This is a genomic window from Nocardiopsis sediminis, assembly GCF_042650565.1.
In the GTDB taxonomy this organism is placed as follows: domain Bacteria; phylum Actinomycetota; class Actinomycetes; order Streptosporangiales; family Streptosporangiaceae; genus Nocardiopsis_B; species Nocardiopsis_B sediminis.
The window spans coordinates 57,620-73,637 of sequence record NZ_JBHSBH010000022.1 but is presented as its reverse complement, the minus strand read 5'-3'; the positions used below and the strand labels follow the sequence as shown (position 1 = coordinate 73,637).

Here is a 16,018-nt window from a genome sequence, read left to right as displayed (position 1 = left end):
CCGCCCGAACGTGTCGAAGGGCCCTGTGGGGCATTCTCACCGGAACGCTACTCTGTGCTGTCCGACCGACCCTGCGCCGAACAGCCGGAGACGAACCAGATGAACCGCTTCACCAGGTCCGCGGCCTGCGCCGCCGCCGGCGCCGCCCTGCTCGCATCGGTGGCCTGCCAGTCCGGGGCCGCGGAGCCGGAGCCCGGCCAGGGGGCCTCCTCCCCCGCCGGTGAGGAGCTGCCCGAGGTCGACATCGCCGGCGTCGAGGGCGCGACCCTGCGCACGAGCGAGGGCGACATCGAGGTGGTGCTGTTCCCCGACAGAGCCCCCGAGACCGTGCAGAACTTCGTGGGGCTCGCCGAGGGCGGGCGCGCGCAGAACCCGCAGACCGGTGAGGACCGCTTCTACGACGGCACCGTCTTCCACCGCGTCATCCCCGACTTCATGATCCAGGGCGGTGACCCCGAGGGCACCGGCACGGGCGGCCCCGGCTATGCGTTCGCCGACGAGATCGACCCCGAGCTGGCGTTCGACGCCCCCGGAAAGCTCGCCATGGCGAACTCCGGGCCCGACACCAACGGCTCGCAGTTCTTCATCACCTCGGCGCCCACTCCGCACCTCGACGACCTGCACACCATCTTCGGCGAGGTCGCCGCGGACTCCGACCTGGAGGTCGTCGAGGCGATCTCCGCGGTCGAGACCGACGCCGCCGACCGCCCCGCCGAGGACATCGTGCTGGAGTCGGTCGAGATCCACCGCTCCGGCGACTGATCCCGCCGGTCCCCCGCGCCGCGGCTCAGGCGCGGCCCGCCCCGGCCCCGGTCGTTCGCATGGTCAGTCGCAGGCCTGGGTCGAGACCGGCTCCGTGGCCGTCCGGCCCGCGGCGGCGTTGGCGGCGACCTCGTCGGCGGTGAGGATGTAGCCGGTCTCCTCCTCGTTGGTGGCCGCCGCGAAGACGACCCCGTAGACCGTTCCGTCGGGGGAAATCAGCGGGCCGCCGGAGTTGCCGGGGCGCACGACCGACCGCACCTGGTAGATCTCCCGGCTGACCTGCTGGGAGTGGTAGAAGTCGGGGCCCTGCGCGGTCTGCTCGGCGCGGATGCGCGCGGGCACCGCCGTGAACCCGTTGTTGCGCGGGAAGCCCGCCACAACGGCGTCGTCGCCCTTCTGCGCATTGGGGTCGAACTCCAGGGCCGGCAGGTCCAGACCCGAGACGTCGAGCACCGCGATGTCCTGCTGGGGGTCGTAGAGCACGACGGTGGCGGGAACCTGCTGGCCGGAGCGGGTGACCACCCGCAGGTCCTCGGTGACGCCGGCGACGACGTGGGCGTTGGTCATGACCCGGCCCTCGGAGTACACGAACCCGGTCCCCTCGACCCGCCGCTGGCACGACGGGGCGGTGCCGAGCACCTTCACGACGCTCTGACTGGCCTGGCGCAGGCCCTCGGTGTTGAGCACATCGGGGTCGGGCGGGGCGACCTCGGCCAGCTCGCCGGAGCCGAGGCCGCTGAAGACCTGGGGGAACGCGCTCTGGTCGACGATCCGGCGGAAGGTCGAGAACCAGGTCTGCGCGGCGTCGGGCATGACGTCGTCGACCGCGCGCAGCACCCGGGAGTCGGTGACCTGGGTGTTGACGATGGGGATCGCGGAGTTGGCCACGGCGCTGCCCACCAGCCACCCCACGAGGAGCACCGACAGCCCGCTGACCACAGCCCCGCCCAGGGCGTCGACGACGCGGGCGGAGTCCCACGTGACCCGGTTGCGCACCAGCGCCCCGAGGTAGGAGGTGACGAACTGGCCCAGCGCCGCGGAGAGGAAGACGATCGCGATCGCCAGGAGCGCCTGCCGCCCAGGGTCGGCGACCAGCTCCTGGATCAGCCCCGGCGCGCCGAGCGCCGCGAGGACGCCGCCGCCGATGAACCCGGCGAAGCTCATGACGCCGACGATGAACCCCTGCCGGTAGCCGGACAGCGCGAAGACCATCACCAGGACGATGAGGATCACGTCCAGCACGATGCCCTCCTCTTAGATCACGGAGCCGAAGGGCTCCCCGGCACGTCCGCCGCCGTCGCCCCGTTCACGGGTAGCCCGTTCATAGGTAGCTCTGTCTCCAACGCGGTGTCGAGCCAGGGGCGTTCCCATCCGCCCAAAACGAGCAACCGGTCAAGTATGGCCGCGGTGAACCCCCACACGAGCATCCCGCCCACCCGGAACGCCGGCCGGGCGGCTCCCCCGGGCTCGCGCACGCGGACCCGGTTGGCGGGGTCGGCGAGGTCGGCGATGGGGACCCGCACCACGCCGGCGACCTCGCCGGGGTCGGCGGGGTGGACGTCGGAGGGCGTGCGCCACCAGGCCAGGATGGGCTGCACGCGAAAGCCGCTGCGGTTGATGTACAGCTCCGGCAGCCGGCCCAGCAGCTCGATGCCGTCGGGGTCGGCGCCGGTCTCCTCGCGGGCTTCGCGCAGCGCGCAGTCCTCGGGGCCGTCGTCGGAGGGGTCCAGGGCACCGCCGGGGAACGCGGGCTGCCCGGAGTGCCGCCGCAGCCCGTTGTTGCGCTGGATGAGCAGGACATCGGGCCCGCGCTCGCCCTCGCCGAAGAGGATGAGGACGGCCGACCTGCGGCCGCCCTCCTCGGGCGGGCGCATCACGGCGGGAACGGGCATCCGCTTGGAGGCGGCCGCCAGCGAGGCCAGCCACGCGGGCGTGCTGATCGCCGGCGCGCCGGAGGGTTCGGCCGCGCCGCCGTTCAGGCGGTCGCGCGGGGCGCCATGGCCGCGGTCCCCGGTTGCGTTGGGGCCGGTCATCGGAACGGGCCGTTCCTGATCAGCTTGCGCGCCTGGTCCTGGTCGGTCGGGCCCTCGCCGAACGAGGGGCACCAGCGCGCGACGGCGCACGCCCCGCAGGCGGGCCGGCGGGCGTGGCACACCCGGCGGCCGTGCCAGATGAGCCGGTGGGACAGCATCGTCCACTCCTTGGGCGGGAACAGCGCCCCGATCTCGTGCTCGACCTTCACCGGGTCGCTCGCGCCGGTCCAGCCCAGGCGCCGGGCGAGCCGGCCGAAGTGGGTGTCGACGGTGATCCCGGGCACCCCGAAGGCGTTGCCCAGGACGACGTTGGCGGTCTTGCGCCCCACGCCGGGCAGGCGGACCAGTTCGCGGAGGTCGCCGGGGACCTCGCCGCCGTGCCGGGCGCACAGCTCCTGGCCCAAGCCGATGATGCTGTTGGCCTTGGCGCGGAAGAACCCGGTGGAGCGGATGATGCCCTCGAGCTCTTCGCGGTCCGCCGCGGCGTAGTCGGCGGCGGTGGGATAACGTGCGAAGAGCCCCGGCGTGACCGCGTTGACCCGTTTGTCGGTGCACTGCGCCGACAGGATCGTGGCGACGAGGAGCTCCAGCGGGCCGGTGAAGTTCAGTTCGGCGCGCGCATCGGGGTAGATCACGGCGAGTTCGCGATTGATCCTGCGGGCGCGCCGCACCAGGGCGAGGCGTGACTCGCCGGTGGGTGGGTGGTCACCGCGATCGGCCGCGGCGGCGGCCGCGGGAGCGGGAGAAGGATCGCCAGGCACACCCAAAGAGTACGTAGTCCGGGACGCGTCCGGCGTCGGCCTCACGGGTCCGACTTCTCCCGTCTTCGTGGATCGTGACCGAATTAATGTGGGCATTCGCCCGAGATCGGCGGGGACAGCACTGCCCAGGGGGATGATGCAACTAAGATCGGGGATGCTGCCGTCGGCCGTGACGGGCTGGTTGTCACCCGGGCGACAAGCCGAGGTAACGACCTGGTTTCACACTGGGGTGCGATATACGTCACACTGTTGACGGTCAGGTTGCAAGGAGGAAGCGGTGGACGAGACCAACGAGGTGCTGCGGAAGGCCCCTCTTTTCGAGGCACTCGACGAAGAGGGCGCGGCCGCACTGCGCGCCTCGGTGAGCGAGGTTCGCCTCGGCCGGGGCCAGACCCTCTTCTCCGAAGGCGACGAGGGCGACCGGCTCTACGTCATCCTCAGCGGCAAGGTCAAGCTGACCCGCACCGCTGTGGACGGGCGCGAGAACCTGCTGAGCGTGCTCGGCCCGAGTGAGATGTTCGGCGAGCTTTCACTGTTCGACCCGCGCCCGCGCACGGCGAGCGCCGTCGCCGTGACCGACGCCGTCCTGGCCGGTCTGGGCCACGACGACCTGCGGCCCTTCATCGCAGGCCAGCCCCAGGTGGCGTTGCAGCTGCTGAAGGCGCTCGCGACCCGCATGCGGCGCACCAACGACGTCATGTCGGACCTCGTGTTCACCGACGTCCCCGGCCGCGTGGCCAAGGCCCTGCTCGACCTCGCCGACCGGTTCGGCAAGGAGGGCGAGGACGGCCTGCACGTGCACCACGACCTCACCCAGGAGGAGCTGGCCCAGCTCGTCGGCGCCTCGCGCGAGACCGTCAACAAGGCGCTCGCCGAATTCGCCCTGCGCGGCTGGCTGCGCATCGAGGCCAAGGCGGTCGTGCTGCTCGACATCGAGCGGATGCGCCGGCGCGCACGCTGACCCGCCGACACCGCGAGCCCGGTCCTCGGCCCCGCCCGGTGGCCCCCGACAACGTACGGGGGGAGCGCCGGATAGGGCCGATGGCCGGGCTTTCGGCATTCCCTCTTCCCGGGTTCCGGGTCGCCGCCCTTCAGGACTCCCCCAGCTCCGGGGGGATGTCACCCCGCTTGGCCAGGTAGCGCAGCTGGGCGCGGACCGACGCCTCGGCCGCGGGGATCACGGCGTCCTCGACGCCGGCGTAGACCCGGGCCACGATCTGCGCCGGCGTGTGGTCGCCCGCGCGAACGGCCTCGGTGACCTGCGCGAGCCGCAGTTCCCGGTGCCCGATGTACTCGTCGAGCTTGGCGAGCGGATCGGTGCAGATGGGACCGTGCCCCGGCAGCAGCGCCCGGGCGTCGGTGGTGATCACCAGGTCGCGCAGCCGGCGCAGGGAGTCCATGTAGGTGGCCAGCCCGCCGTCGCCGGAAATCACCGTGGTCCCGGTGCCCAGCACGGTGTCGCCGGTGAGGATGACGTCGTCGGCCGGCAGGTGGAAGCACACGGAGTCGGCGGTGTGCCCCGGTGTGGCCACCACACGCAGCTCCAGTCCGTCGGCGGTGATCAGCTCGCCGTCGGTCAGCCCGTCGCCCCCGATGCGCAGCTCCGGGTCGACCGCGCGCACAGGGGCGCCCGTCAGCTCGGAGAAGTAGCGCGCGCCCTCGCTGTGGTCGCCGTGGTGGTGGCTGAGCAGCGCCAGGAGGACCTGCGCGCCCTGCTCCTGCACCGTGCGCGCCACGCGTTCCAGGTGCCGTTCGTCATGCGGGCCGGGGTCGACCACGACGACACCCCGCGAACCGGGCTCGCGCAGCACCCACGTGTTGGTCCCGTCGAGCGTCATGGGCCCCGGGTTGGGGCACAGCACGCAGCTCGCACGCAGGGTGCCTGAGCCGTCGATCCTCATCGAACCTCGTCTCCCTCACTGGAACGGTGCGGGGCCGGCAATGGCGGGGGTCCCGCATGGACAGGGGGCGCGTACGGCCTCACGGCGGCGGGCAGCCGGTGTCGCCGGGCACCACGATCCGGGTCCGCCCGCCGACCCGCCGCAGCTCGGGAAGGATCGGCGCGATCGTGCGCCGCGCGGCCATGGCGGCGTCCGGGGCGGCGAACCCCGCCAGCTCCCGGCAGGTGGTCGACGTGGGCGGGAGCATCGGCAGCGAGCCGTCGCGCCACCCGGCGACGGCGTCGGCCGGGCGCATCCACACCACGCGGTCGGCCTCGCCGCCGACGTCGCGGGTCTGCTGGCCGACGGGCAGGACCGCGACGAAGAACCGCGTGTCGAACCGGCGCGGCTCCCCGCGCGGGGTGATCCAGTGCGACCACGCCTTCAGCAGGTCCGAGCGCAGCACGAGTCCCCGCCGGTCCAGGAAGTCCGAGAAGGACAGCGAGCGGTCGATGAGCGCGGTCCGGTCGGCCTCCCAGTCGTCGCCGCGCGTATCGGCGACCACCTCGGCCGCCGAGGCGCCCGCCAGCAGGACGCCGGACTCCTCGAAGGTCTCGCGCACCGCCGCGCACACCAGGGACCTCGCCAGCGGCTCGGCGGCGCCCAGGACGGCCGCCCAGTCGCCGGGGGACGGGCCCGCCCAGCGCACGCCGTGGTCGGCGTCGCGGGGGTCCACGCGGCCGCCGGGGAACGCATAGGCGCCGGGGGCGAACGGCATGGTCCGCGCCCGGCGCAGCAGGTAGACCTCGATCCCGCCCGAGGCGGCGCCGGGTGGGGCCGCGCCCTCGCGCAGCAGGACGACGGTGGCGGCGGGGCGGGGCTCCACCGGCTCGGCATGCCCGTCGGCCGTGTCGCCGGCCGGGGGATGTTCCGTTGTCATGGTCGTCCTCCAGTCATCACGGTGAACGAACGCTGCGCCACCCGGCTCCGCCGGGGCCCCGCTAGTCGGTGACCTCGACGATCATCTCCACCTCGACGGGGACGTCGAGCGGCAGCGCGGCCACGCCGACGGCGCTGCGCGCGTGCACCCCCGCGGCGCCGAAGACCTCGCCGAGGAGGTCGCTGGCGCCGTTGATCACCTTCGGCTGGCCGGTGAAGGACGGGTCGCTGGCCACGAAGCCGACGACCTTGACGACCCGGCGCACCCGCGACAGGTCGCCGAGCTCGGCCTTCAGCGCCGCGATCGCGTTCAGCGCGCACACCGCGGCCAGCTCGGCCGCCCGCTCCGGGGTGACCTCGGCGCCGACCTTGCCGGTCCCGGCGGGCGTGCCCTCGACCATGGGCACCTGGCCGGACACGTACACGTGGTCGCCGGTGCGGACGGCCGGCGTGTAGGACGCCACCGGCGGGACCACCTCGGGGATGGTCAGCCCCAGCTCGGCGAGGCGCTGCTCCGGGTCGCTCATGTGGCTACTTCTCCCGCTTCAGGTAGGCGACCAGCTGCTGGTTGCGGGGATCGCCGTCGACCGACGGCCCCGGGATCACCGAGACCAGCTCCCAGCCGTCCTCGCCCCAGTTGTCCAGGATCTGCTTCGTCGCGTGCGACAGCAGTGGCACCGTCGCGTACTCCCACTTCGTCATGGGCGCCACCTTACTCACCGCACCCCCTGCGCGGACCGACGAGCCCGGCGGTTGCGACATAAACTCCGTGAGGTGAGTGCACGCGATCGCGATTGGGACGGCGTCCGTCTCCATGTCGTCACCGGCAAAGGGGGCACCGGCAAGACGACCCTCGCCGCGGCCCTCGCCCTGGCGCTGGCCTCCGGCGGGCGCAAGGTGCTGCTGGTCGAGGTCGAGGACCGCCAGGGCATCGCCCAGCTGTTCGACCAGCCCCCGCTGCCCTACGGCGAGCGCGAGGTCGCCTCGGCCCCCGGCGGCGGACAGGTGCACGCACTCGCCGTCGACGCCGAGGCGGCGCTCCTGGAGTACCTGGAGATGTTCTACGGCATCCGCCGCGCCGGGCAGGCGCTCACCCGGTTCGGGGCGGTCGACTTCGCCACGACCATCGCGCCCGGCGTACGCGACGTCCTGCTGACCGGCAAGGCCACCGAGGCCGTCCGGCGCCGGGCCCGCGACCGCCGCCGGGGCGCCCGCGACGACCCGCGCGCGCCCTACGCCTACGACGCCGTGGTCATGGACGCCCCGCCCACCGGGCGCATCGCCCAGTTCCTCAACGTCAACGCCGAGGTCGCCGGGCTCGCCCGGATGGGCCCCATCCGCAACCACGCCGACAAGGTCATGGAGACCATGCGCTCCCCGCAGACCGTTGTGCACTTCGTGACCCTGCTCGAGGAAATGCCCGCCCAGGAGACGATCGACGGCATCGGCGAGGTCCGCGAGGTGGGGCTCAACGTCGGCGCCATCATGGTCAACCTCGTGCGCGAGCGCTTCCTCGACGACGCCGCGCTGGCCGACGCGATCGCCGGCACCCTCGACACCGATGCGCTCGCGCAGGGGCTCAAGGCCGCCCGCGTGGACCGGCCGGACGAGGCCGCGAGAGGCCTCGCCGCCGAGATCACCGCGCACGCCCGCCGGGTACGCGTCGAGACCGCCATCCGCGACCGGCTGGCCGGCGTCGACCGTCCCCGCTACGAGCTGCCGATGCTGGGCGCGGGTGGCGTCGACCGCGCGGCCCTCGACACGCTCGCCGGCCTGCTCCGGGCACAGGGGGCGGCGTGACCGCGCCCCCTCCGTCCGGGCCCCGGCTCGACCTGGGCGCCCTGCTGGCCGACCCGTCCACCCGGATCGTGGTGTGCTGCGGCTCGGGCGGCGTGGGCAAGACCACGACCGCCGCCGCGATGGGCGTGCTCGCCGCCGAGCGCGGCCGCCACGCCGTGGTGATCACGGTCGACCCCGCACGCCGGCTCGCGCAGTCGATGGGCCTGAGCGAGCTGGACAACACCCCGCGCCCGGTGGAGCTGCCCGCCGAGACCGGGGACGCCACGGCGGAGCGCACCGGCCGCCCGCGTGGCTCCCTGCACGCCATGATGCTCGACATGAAGCGGACCTTCGACGAGATCGTCGAAGCCCACGCCGACCCCGAACGGGCGCGGCAGATCCTGGCGAACCCCTTCTACCAGTCGCTGTCCACCAGCTTCTCCGGCACGCAGGAGTACATGGCCATGGAGAAGCTCGGCCAGCTCCGGCAGTCGGGCGAATGGGACCTCATCATCGTCGACACCCCGCCCAGCCGGTCGGCCCTCGACTTCCTCGACGCCCCCAAGCGGCTGGGCCGGTTCCTCGACGGCCGGCTGATCCGCTTCCTCAGCGCGCCCCCGGCCACCGGGGCGTTCCGCCTGCTGGGCGCGGGGGTCGGCATGGTCACGTCGATGATCGGCAAGATCGTGGGCGCCCAGGTGCTGAAGGACGTGCAGACGTTCATCACCGCGTTCGACGCGGTGTTCGGCGGCTTCCAGGAGCGCGCCGAGCAGACCTACCGGCTGTTGCAGGCCCCCGGCACGGCGTTCATCGTGGTCGCGGTGCCCGAGAGCGACGCGCTGCGCGAGGCGTCGTACTTCATCGACCGGCTGGGCACCGACCGCATGCCGCTCGCCGGGCTGGTGCTCAACCGCGTGCATCCGGTGTCGGCCCCCGGGCTGGCCGCCGAACGGGCGGAGGCCGCGGCGCGGTCACTGGCGGAGGCCGCCGAGCACCCGCTGGCCGAGGCGGCGCTGCGGCTGCACGCGGAGTCGGCCCGGGTGCGGGCGCGCGAGGCGCGCCTGCGCGGGGGCCTGACCGCCGCGCACCCGGAGGTACCGGTGGTGGACGTCCCGGCGCGCCCCGAAGACGTCCACGACCTCGCCGCCCTGCGGGCGATCGGCCACGACCTGGCCCGGTAGGTGCCGAGCGGGAAACCCGTTCTCAGCAGACCGCCACGGATCCGTCGCCGGGGCCGGCGGGGCCGGGCTCGCCCTCGTACTCCTTGCGGGCGTTCTCCAAGAGGTCCTTCCACGAGGCGACATCAGGCCGCCTGCGCAGCAGGGCGCGCCGCTCGCGTTCGGTCATCCCTCCCCAGACCCCGAACTCGATCCGGTTGTCCAGCGCGTCGGCCAGGCATTCGGTGCGCACCGGGCAGCCCCGGCAGATGAGTTTGGCCCTGTTCTGCGCGGCTCCCTGCACGAAGAGCGCGTCCGGATCGGCCTGGCGGCATACGGCGCGCGAGGTCCAGTCCGTGATCCACATGTGCCCCACTCCCAAGATCAGCATGTGTGTTCGTCCTTGCGCCGACGGGCGCGGGCGTCGGCATGGCATGGGGCGGAGGGCGGGGCACCGGAAAGCGGGGGCTGTCAGCGGGGCCGGGCACGGGCCGGATCGCCATCGGGGCCTGCGTTTCGGCGCCTGAGTCCCTCCTCACCACTGAGCACGAAACTACGGATCACCACGCACGGCCAACAGGCCCCATTGGGCCCATTTCCCATATAGCCCGCTGGGGCCATTGCCGCGTATGCCACCCGTCATCCTTCCCATACGAACGGTGACGATCCGCAGGCAGGCCGATGTCGCTCGCCGGAGCGTTCACAATAGAAGGGGGATAGCGGGGCCCCGTGTGTGCAGCCGTCAGGATTCCCCCGAAATCACGGTAAATCGCGCACCACGAGCCGGCCGACCGCACGTAGTCTGATGGGGTGGGTCAGGGGACATTGCTGCAAAAAATCGGTCAACTCCTTGGCGTCGGAATCGTGGCGGGCGTCTTGTGCGCCGCCCTTGCACTGCCAGCCGTCGGTGGACTGGGCATCACCGCGCGCAACGTCGCCACAGGGTTCCTCAACATGCCCAGTGAACTGGAGACACCACCGCCGCCGCAGAGATCGGAGATCCTGGACCGCGACGGCGAGGTCATCGCGGAGATCTACGACCAGAACCGCGAGCTGGTGAAGCTCGACGACATGTCGCCGGTGATGCAGGACGCCATCATCGCCATCGAGGACGCGCGCTTCTACGAGCACGGCGGCATCGACATCTCCGGCACGTTCCGGGCCGCGCTGCGCACCCTCAGCGGCAGCACCCAGGGCGGGTCGTCGCTCACCCAGCAGTACGTCAAGAACGTCCTGGTCGAGAGCGCCACCACCCAGGCCGAGCAGGAGGAGGCCCGCGAGACCACGATCTCGCGGAAGGTGCGCGAACTCCGCTACGCCATCACCCTCGAACAGCGCATGTCCAAGGACGAGATCCTCGAGGGCTACCTGAACATCGCGTACTTCGGCGACGGCGCCTACGGCGTCGAGTCCGCCGCCCGGCACTACTTCGGCATCGGGGCCGACGAGCTGAACCTGGAGCAGTCCGCCGCCCTCGCCGGCGCGGTCCGCTACCCCTACCTGTACAACCTGCGGCTCAACCCCGACGACGCCACCGAGCGGCGCGACATCGTCCTGGACCGGATGGTCGACGTCGGCGCGGCGAGCGCCGAAGAGGCCGAGGAGGCCAAGGGCACCGAGCTGGAACTCGACGTCTCCAACCCCAGCAACGGCTGCATGCCCAGCGACCAACCGTTCTTCTGCGACTACGTGGTCCAGGAGATCGAGAAGAACGACCAGTTCGGCGAGGACGAGACCGAGCGCGCCCGCTGGCTGCGGACCGCGGGGCTCCAGATCCACACCACGCTCGACGCCGACATGCAGTCCGCCGCCCAGGACGCCGTCGACAAGTGGGTGCCGCGCACCAACGAGTCGCGCAAGGTCGCCGCCGAGGTGCTGATCGAACCGGGCACCGGCGAGATCCGCGGCATGGTCCAGAGCCGCAACTACGGCCCCGACGAATCCAGGCTCGGCGAGACCTCGATCAACTTCGCCACCGACTTCGACCGCGGCGGCAGCACCGGGTTCCAGGCCGGATCGACCTTCAAGGCGTTCACCCTCGCCGCGGCGCTCGACCAGGGCCTGGGCTTCGGCACCTCGTTCAGCTCCAGCAACAGCACCACGGTCACCGGGCAGCGCAACTGCGACGGCGCCCCGCTCGCCCCGTGGCCGGTGAGCAACGCCGGCGACACCAAGGGCAGCGGCAGCAACAACATGGTCTCGGGCACCAAGGGGTCGGTGAACACCTACTTCGCGATGCTCCAGAGGCGCGTGGGGCTGTGCAACGTCATCGAGATGTCCGAGCGGCTCGGCGTGCACCGGGCCGACGGCACGTCCTTCGACAACGAGCGGACCCAGGGGAACAACTCCTTCACCCTCGGCAGTGAAGAGGTCTCCCCCATGACCGTCGCCAACGCCTACGCCACCTTCGCCTCCGGCGGCATGTACTGCGAGCCGCAGGCCATCACCAAGATCGAGGACCGCCAGTCCGGCCGGACCATCGAGATGGACAGCGACTGCGAGCGCGCCATCGACGAGGACGTCGCGGCCGGCGTCAGCTACCTGTTGCAGCAGACCTTCCGGGGCGGGACCACCAACGGCCTGGGCATCGGCCGGCCGGCCGCCGCCAAGACCGGCACCACCGACGGCTCGGCCAGCGCCTGGCTCGCCGGATACACCCCCAACCTCGCCAGCGCCGTGTTCGTTGGCGACCCCCGCGGGCCGCAGAACTACCCGCTGCGCAACGTCACGATCGGCGACCGCCACTACGGCGAGGTGTTCGGGGCGACCATCCCCGGCCCGATCTGGCAGGAGACCATGCGGGCCGCGGTGTCCGAGCTCGACGAGGAGGACTTCCCGGCGGCGCCCTCGCAGTTCGGCTCCACATCGGAGCCGTCACGCGACGACGACGAGGACTCCGCCCGCCCCGCGAACAACGAGGCGGGGGTGCCCGACGTCATCGGGCTGAGCCAGGACTCCGCGGTGAGCATGCTCGAAGAGGCGGGGTTCCGGGTGAGCGTGTCCGGCACCCGGGTGCGGTCGAGTGAGGCCGGCGACACCGTCGCCGCGGTCAACCCCGACCCCGGCACGCAGCTCGCCGAGGGCGCCACGGTCAACGTCTTCCTGAGCGACGGCAGCGGGTCGGACCGCACCACCAGCGTCCCCGACAGCGGCGTGTGGCAGCCGCTGAACGGCACGCCCGCCGAGACCGGCATGTACACGCCCGGGCGCCGCGAGGAGTAGCGCCGGGCACGACGGCCGGCGCGGCAGGGCCGAGGACACGGAAGGGGCGGGCGATCCGATCGCCCGCCCCTTCGTTGTGCGTCAGGCGCCGCCGAGCTGCCGCTTGACCTCCGCCGCCACGCGGCCGCCCTCGGCGCGGCCGGCCACCTTCGGGTTGACGATCTTCATGACCTGGCCCATGGCGCGCGGCCCGCTCGCCCCCGACTCGGCGACCGCGTCGGCCACCAACCGCGCGAGCTCGTCGTCGCCGAGCTGGGCGGGCAGGTAGCCGGCGAGCACCTCCCCCTCGGCGCGCTCGGCTTCGGCCTGCTCCGGCCGGTCGCCCTTCTCGAACGCCTCGGCCGCCTCGCGGCGCTTCTTCGCCTCGCGCGTGATCAGCTTGACGACGTCGTCGTCGCCGAGTTCGCGGACGGAGCTGCCGGCGACCTCCTCGTTGGAGATCGCGGTGAGCACCATGCGCAGGGTCCGGGTGCGCACGTCGTCGCGCGCCTTCATGGCGGCGGTGAGGTCGGCCTTCAGACGGTCTTTGAGTTCGGACATGGGAGAGATCATAGGGTCAGCGGGCGCACCGCACCGAGGGGTTTTCCCGGCGCCCTCCCCCGGCGCCCCGGCCGCGGCGCCGTACGGACATTCCGGTGCACCGGATCTGACACCATCGTCGCAACGGGCGATCAACAAGGAGCGGTGGGCACGATGGGCAGGGCACTGCGCACAGTGGGCCGGGCGGCCATGGTCACGGGCGCGATCGGCGTCGCCGGGCTGGGCTACGCGTCGGTCATCGAGCGGAACTGGTTCCGGCTGCGGCGCTATGAGATCCCGCTGCTGCCGGCGGGCAGCCGGCGGCTGCGCGTGCTCCACCTCTCCGACGCCCATCTGACCCCGGGCCGCAAGATGCTCATCGACTGGGTCCGCGGGCTCGACGCCTACGAACCCGACCTGGTGGTCAACACCGGCGACTCCCTCGCCCACCCCGACGCCGTGGGCCCGTTCATCGACGCGCTGGGGCCGCTGCTCGACCGGCCGGGCGCGTTCGTGTACGGCTCCAACGACCTGTTCTCCCCGCAGTTCAAGAACCCCGCCCGCTACCTGTGGCGCAGCAGCAAGGCCGACTACAAGAAGCGCACCGTCCCCGACCTGCCGTGGCGCACCCTGGGCGCGGCCATGACCGGGGCGGGCTGGCTCGACCTGAACAACCGCACGGGCTCGCTCAAGGCCGGCACGCTCGACATCGCGGCCGCGGGCGTGCACGACTCCCACATCAAGCTGGACCGCTACGACGCCATCGCCGGGCCCGCCGACCCGACCGCGGACCTCCGGCTCGGCGTCATGCACTCGCCCGAGCCGGCCAACCTGGACCGCTTCGCCGCCGACGGCTACCAGCTGCTCCTGGCGGGGCACACCCACGGCGGGCAGATCTGCATGCCGTTCTACGGCACCCTCGTGACCAACTGCGGCATCGACCGCCCGCGGGCCTGGGGGCTGAGCCGCTACGAGGGCGCCTGGCTGCACGTGTCGGGCGGGCTGGGCACCTCGCCCTACGCGCCGGTCCGGTTCTGCTGCCGGCCCGAGGCATCCCTGATCGACCTGGTCGCCGACGGCTCCACCCCCGTCGCGCACCGGTAGCGGCGGTGCGCGGGCCCGGCGGCGCCGGGCCCGCGCCGGGGGCGCAGGGCCCTGGCACACACGCGGGCGGAGTGGCACACTGAGCGCATCCGGAAAGCGCTTCCCCATCTCGGCAAGGAGCCCCATGCCCCCGAGACGCTCCCCCCACCCGGCACGTCCCCTCACCGTGTTCGCCGCTGTCGCGACCGCATCCGCGCTGGTCGCGGCGGTCCCACCGGCCGCGGCGGACCCCACCCCCGCCGCGGCCGACCCCACCCTGGTCGTGGCCACCGACGGCGACGACGCCAACCCCGGAACCCTGGAGGAACCGCTCGCCACGGTGCAGCGCGCGGTCGACCTCGCCGGCCCCGGAGACGTGATCGCCGTGCGCGGCGGCACCTACGCCCTCACCGACGACAACATCACCATCGAAACCGACGGAACGGCCGACGCCCCCATCACCCTCACCGCCTACGAGGGCGAGCGGGCGATCATCGACGGCGAGCAGCTGCCCGCGAGCCACACCCCCGTCGGCGGCAGCATCCCGCGCGACGAGCGCGGCGCGATCCACCAGGAGGCGTCGCACTGGCGGATCAACGGGCTGGAGATCATCAACGGGCCCTACGGGATCTACTGCAACGACTGCGACTCCAACATGTTCTCCGGCCTGACCACCCGGGACAACTACGAGAGCGGGTTCCAGCTCCAGGGCGCGTCCACCGGCAACCTCATCGTCGACCTGGACAGCTACGGCAACCGCGACCCCCGCAAGAACGGGGAGAGCGCCGACGGGCTGGCCATCAAGGAGGGCTCGGGAACGGGCAACGTCGTCCGCGGCGCCCGGCTGTGGAACAACGTGGACGACGGCTTCGACGCCTGGCTGTTCGAGTCGCCCATCACCATCGAGGACACCATCGCCTACGGCAACGGGTTCAACCGCTGGGACCTGCCGGACTTCTCCGGTGACGGCAACGGCTTCAAGCTCGGCGGCGGGGACCCGGCCCCGGGCGTCGCCCACACGGTCGCCAACACCATGTCGTTCGGCAACGCCGCCGACGGCTACACCGACAACGGCAACCCCGGCGCCCTGAACGTGACCCGCGGCACCGCCTACGGCAACGACGACGTCGGCTTCCAGTTCGACCGCTCCTCCGCCGAGCTGTCGGCGAACCTGTCGGTGGGCAACGCGAGCCCGGTGGAGACCGGCGACGGCTCCGCGGGGTCCGGGAACTCGTGGGACATCTCCGACTCCTGGACCGACGCCGACCTCCTCGGCACCGACCCCGGCGCGATCACCGGAGAGCGCCCGGCCGGCGGCGGCATCCCGCCATCGGACTTCCTGCGCCCCAAGGACCACCCGGACCTCGGCGCGGCCTTCTGACACCCCCGCCACACCACGGGCCCGCGCCGCGGCGCGGGCTTTTCCGTGCGAATCGGGATTTTTGTGATTGCACAGCCACACTGTGTTCTATCTTGGGCGGGTCTGCGCTGAGCATGGGAGTGGCCGTCATGCAGCCCGCGGTCGTCGCGGGGGCGGGGACGTGCCACGGGCCTGAGGGCCGGAGGGTCCGGCAGATCGCCGGAGCCTGTGTGCGAAGGGAAACCAGCCACCATGCAGAAGTCGACTGTCCGCCGGATCGTTTTCACGGCCATCGCCGCTCCTGCCCTGGCTTTCGGGGCGCCCGCCGTGGCCATGGCCGACGCCCACTACGAGAACGAGTTCAGCAAGGCCGGCCCGAAGGGGGCGACCTCCTTCGAGGTCAAGGCCCACGCCAAGGACGGCCGTGCCGAGTACCACGAAGCCTTCGAGCACGCCGGCCCGCACGGCGCGGTGTCGTCGCACACCCACAGCAGCGCCGACTAGCGGTCGGCGCGAACGGCGG

At 72.4% G+C, this 16,018-nt stretch carries 17 protein-coding genes; 8 read left to right on the top strand and 9 right to left on the bottom strand.

What is annotated here, in order from left to right:
- Positions 1–99: 99 nt before the first annotated feature.
- Positions 100–762 (top strand): peptidylprolyl isomerase, encoded by a 663-nt coding sequence (locus tag ACFOVU_RS28815; RefSeq protein ID WP_378538611.1) that lies wholly within the window; start codon positions 100–102, stop codon positions 760–762.
- Positions 763–825: 63 nt separating this feature from the next.
- Here ACFOVU_RS28815 and ACFOVU_RS28810 read toward each other — a convergent pair whose 3' ends face one another.
- The 3 genes from ACFOVU_RS28810 to nth form a co-directional block, all read right to left on the bottom strand.
- Complete coding sequence (locus tag ACFOVU_RS28810) at positions 826–2,004, bottom strand: MarP family serine protease (RefSeq protein WP_378538610.1); 1,179 nt, start codon at positions 2,002–2,004, stop codon at positions 826–828.
- Positions 2,005–2,021: 17 nt separating this feature from the next.
- Positions 2,022–2,654 (bottom strand): NUDIX hydrolase, encoded by a 633-nt coding sequence (locus tag ACFOVU_RS28805; RefSeq protein WP_378538632.1) that lies wholly within the window; start codon positions 2,652–2,654, stop codon positions 2,022–2,024.
- A 137-nt stretch (positions 2,655–2,791) separates the two neighbouring features.
- The gene (nth, locus tag ACFOVU_RS28800; protein WP_378538631.1) at positions 2,792–3,469 is read right to left on the bottom strand and encodes an endonuclease III; all 678 of its coding nucleotides are present in this window, start codon (positions 3,467–3,469) and stop codon (positions 2,792–2,794) included.
- Positions 3,470–3,833: 364 nt separating this feature from the next.
- Between nth and ACFOVU_RS28795 the strand changes: the two genes are divergently transcribed.
- Positions 3,834–4,517 (top strand): Crp/Fnr family transcriptional regulator, encoded by a 684-nt coding sequence (locus ACFOVU_RS28795; RefSeq protein ID WP_067974011.1) that lies wholly within the window; start codon positions 3,834–3,836, stop codon positions 4,515–4,517.
- A 130-nt stretch (positions 4,518–4,647) separates the two neighbouring features.
- Here ACFOVU_RS28795 and ACFOVU_RS28790 read toward each other — a convergent pair whose 3' ends face one another.
- From ACFOVU_RS28790 to ACFOVU_RS28775, 4 genes are all read right to left on the bottom strand, one after another.
- On the bottom strand, positions 4,648–5,457 hold the full coding sequence (locus ACFOVU_RS28790; protein WP_378538609.1) for an MBL fold metallo-hydrolase: 810 nt from the start codon (positions 5,455–5,457) through the stop codon (positions 4,648–4,650).
- A gap of 79 nt (positions 5,458–5,536) precedes the next feature.
- Entirely contained in the window at positions 5,537–6,376 is an 840-nt protein-coding gene (locus ACFOVU_RS28785; protein WP_378538608.1) for an NUDIX hydrolase, read from the bottom strand.
- 61 nt (positions 6,377–6,437) lie between these two features.
- The gene (locus ACFOVU_RS28780) at positions 6,438–6,902 is read right to left on the bottom strand and encodes a RidA family protein (RefSeq protein ID WP_378538607.1); all 465 of its coding nucleotides are present in this window, start codon (positions 6,900–6,902) and stop codon (positions 6,438–6,440) included.
- A 4-nt stretch (positions 6,903–6,906) separates the two neighbouring features.
- Positions 6,907–7,077, bottom strand: coding sequence for a DUF4177 domain-containing protein (locus ACFOVU_RS28775; protein WP_133739902.1), 171 nt, complete (start codon positions 7,075–7,077; stop codon positions 6,907–6,909).
- Positions 7,078–7,149: 72 nt separating this feature from the next.
- On the opposite strand from ACFOVU_RS28775, the gene ACFOVU_RS28770 reads away from it, so the two are divergent.
- Both ACFOVU_RS28770 and ACFOVU_RS28765 read left to right on the top strand, forming a co-directional pair.
- Positions 7,150–8,175 carry an ArsA-related P-loop ATPase gene (locus tag ACFOVU_RS28770; protein WP_378538606.1) on the top strand — a complete coding sequence of 342 codons (1,026 nt, stop codon included), beginning with the start codon at positions 7,150–7,152 and terminating at the stop codon, positions 8,173–8,175.
- The gene (locus ACFOVU_RS28765; protein WP_378538605.1) at positions 8,172–9,335 is read left to right on the top strand and encodes an ArsA family ATPase; all 1,164 of its coding nucleotides are present in this window, start codon (positions 8,172–8,174) and stop codon (positions 9,333–9,335) included. The genes ACFOVU_RS28770 and ACFOVU_RS28765 overlap by 4 nt, the downstream gene beginning before the upstream one ends.
- 22 nt (positions 9,336–9,357) lie before the next feature.
- Here the strand turns inward: ACFOVU_RS28765 and ACFOVU_RS28760 are convergent, their stop codons facing one another.
- On the bottom strand, positions 9,358–9,678 hold the full coding sequence (locus ACFOVU_RS28760) for a WhiB family transcriptional regulator (protein WP_378538630.1): 321 nt from the start codon (positions 9,676–9,678) through the stop codon (positions 9,358–9,360).
- A 458-nt stretch (positions 9,679–10,136) separates the two neighbouring features.
- Here ACFOVU_RS28760 and ACFOVU_RS28755 point away from each other — a divergent pair, with 458 nt between their 5' ends.
- Positions 10,137–12,533: a penicillin-binding protein gene (locus ACFOVU_RS28755; protein WP_378538629.1), complete on the top strand. Its 2,397-nt coding sequence runs from the start codon at positions 10,137–10,139 to the stop codon at positions 12,531–12,533.
- Between the two features lie 81 nt (positions 12,534–12,614).
- Here ACFOVU_RS28755 and ACFOVU_RS28750 read toward each other — a convergent pair whose 3' ends face one another.
- Positions 12,615–13,073, bottom strand: a complete 459-nt coding sequence (locus tag ACFOVU_RS28750) for a GatB/YqeY domain-containing protein (RefSeq protein ID WP_378538604.1) — start codon at positions 13,071–13,073, stop codon at positions 12,615–12,617.
- A gap of 153 nt (positions 13,074–13,226) precedes the next feature.
- Between ACFOVU_RS28750 and ACFOVU_RS28745 the strand changes: the two genes are divergently transcribed.
- From ACFOVU_RS28745 to ACFOVU_RS28735, 3 genes are all read left to right on the top strand, one after another.
- Complete coding sequence (locus ACFOVU_RS28745; protein ID WP_378538603.1) at positions 13,227–14,156, top strand: metallophosphoesterase; 930 nt, start codon at positions 13,227–13,229, stop codon at positions 14,154–14,156.
- A 124-nt stretch (positions 14,157–14,280) separates the two neighbouring features.
- Positions 14,281–15,516 (top strand): right-handed parallel beta-helix repeat-containing protein, encoded by a 1,236-nt coding sequence (locus ACFOVU_RS28740; protein ID WP_378538602.1) that lies wholly within the window; start codon positions 14,281–14,283, stop codon positions 15,514–15,516.
- Between the two features lie 231 nt (positions 15,517–15,747).
- Positions 15,748–15,999, top strand: a complete 252-nt coding sequence (locus ACFOVU_RS28735) for a hypothetical protein (RefSeq protein ID WP_378538601.1) — start codon at positions 15,748–15,750, stop codon at positions 15,997–15,999.
- Positions 16,000–16,018: the final 19 nt, after the last annotated feature.

Coding starts and splice junctions, on each gene's coding strand:
- ACFOVU_RS28790 (WP_378538609.1), bottom strand. CDS start 5,457: ATGAGGATCGACGGCTCAGGCACCCTGCGTGCGAGCTGCGTGCTGTGC.
- ACFOVU_RS28745 (WP_378538603.1), top strand. CDS start 13,227: ATGGGCAGGGCACTGCGCACAGTGGGCCGGGCGGCCATGGTCACGGGC.
- ACFOVU_RS28760 (WP_378538630.1), bottom strand. CDS start 9,678: ATGTGGATCACGGACTGGACCTCGCGCGCCGTATGCCGCCAGGCCGAT.
- ACFOVU_RS28735 (WP_378538601.1), top strand. CDS start 15,748: ATGCAGAAGTCGACTGTCCGCCGGATCGTTTTCACGGCCATCGCCGCT.
- ACFOVU_RS28740 (WP_378538602.1), top strand. CDS start 14,281: ATGCCCCCGAGACGCTCCCCCCACCCGGCACGTCCCCTCACCGTGTTC.
- ACFOVU_RS28805 (WP_378538632.1), bottom strand. CDS start 2,654: ATGCCCGTTCCCGCCGTGATGCGCCCGCCCGAGGAGGGCGGCCGCAGG.
- ACFOVU_RS28780 (WP_378538607.1), bottom strand. CDS start 6,902: ATGAGCGACCCGGAGCAGCGCCTCGCCGAGCTGGGGCTGACCATCCCC.
- ACFOVU_RS28815 (WP_378538611.1), top strand. CDS start 100: ATGAACCGCTTCACCAGGTCCGCGGCCTGCGCCGCCGCCGGCGCCGCC.
- ACFOVU_RS28785 (WP_378538608.1), bottom strand. CDS start 6,376: ATGACAACGGAACATCCCCCGGCCGGCGACACGGCCGACGGGCATGCC.
- ACFOVU_RS28775 (WP_133739902.1), bottom strand. CDS start 7,077: ATGACGAAGTGGGAGTACGCGACGGTGCCACTGCTGTCGCACGCGACG.
- ACFOVU_RS28750 (WP_378538604.1), bottom strand. CDS start 13,073: ATGTCCGAACTCAAAGACCGTCTGAAGGCCGACCTCACCGCCGCCATG.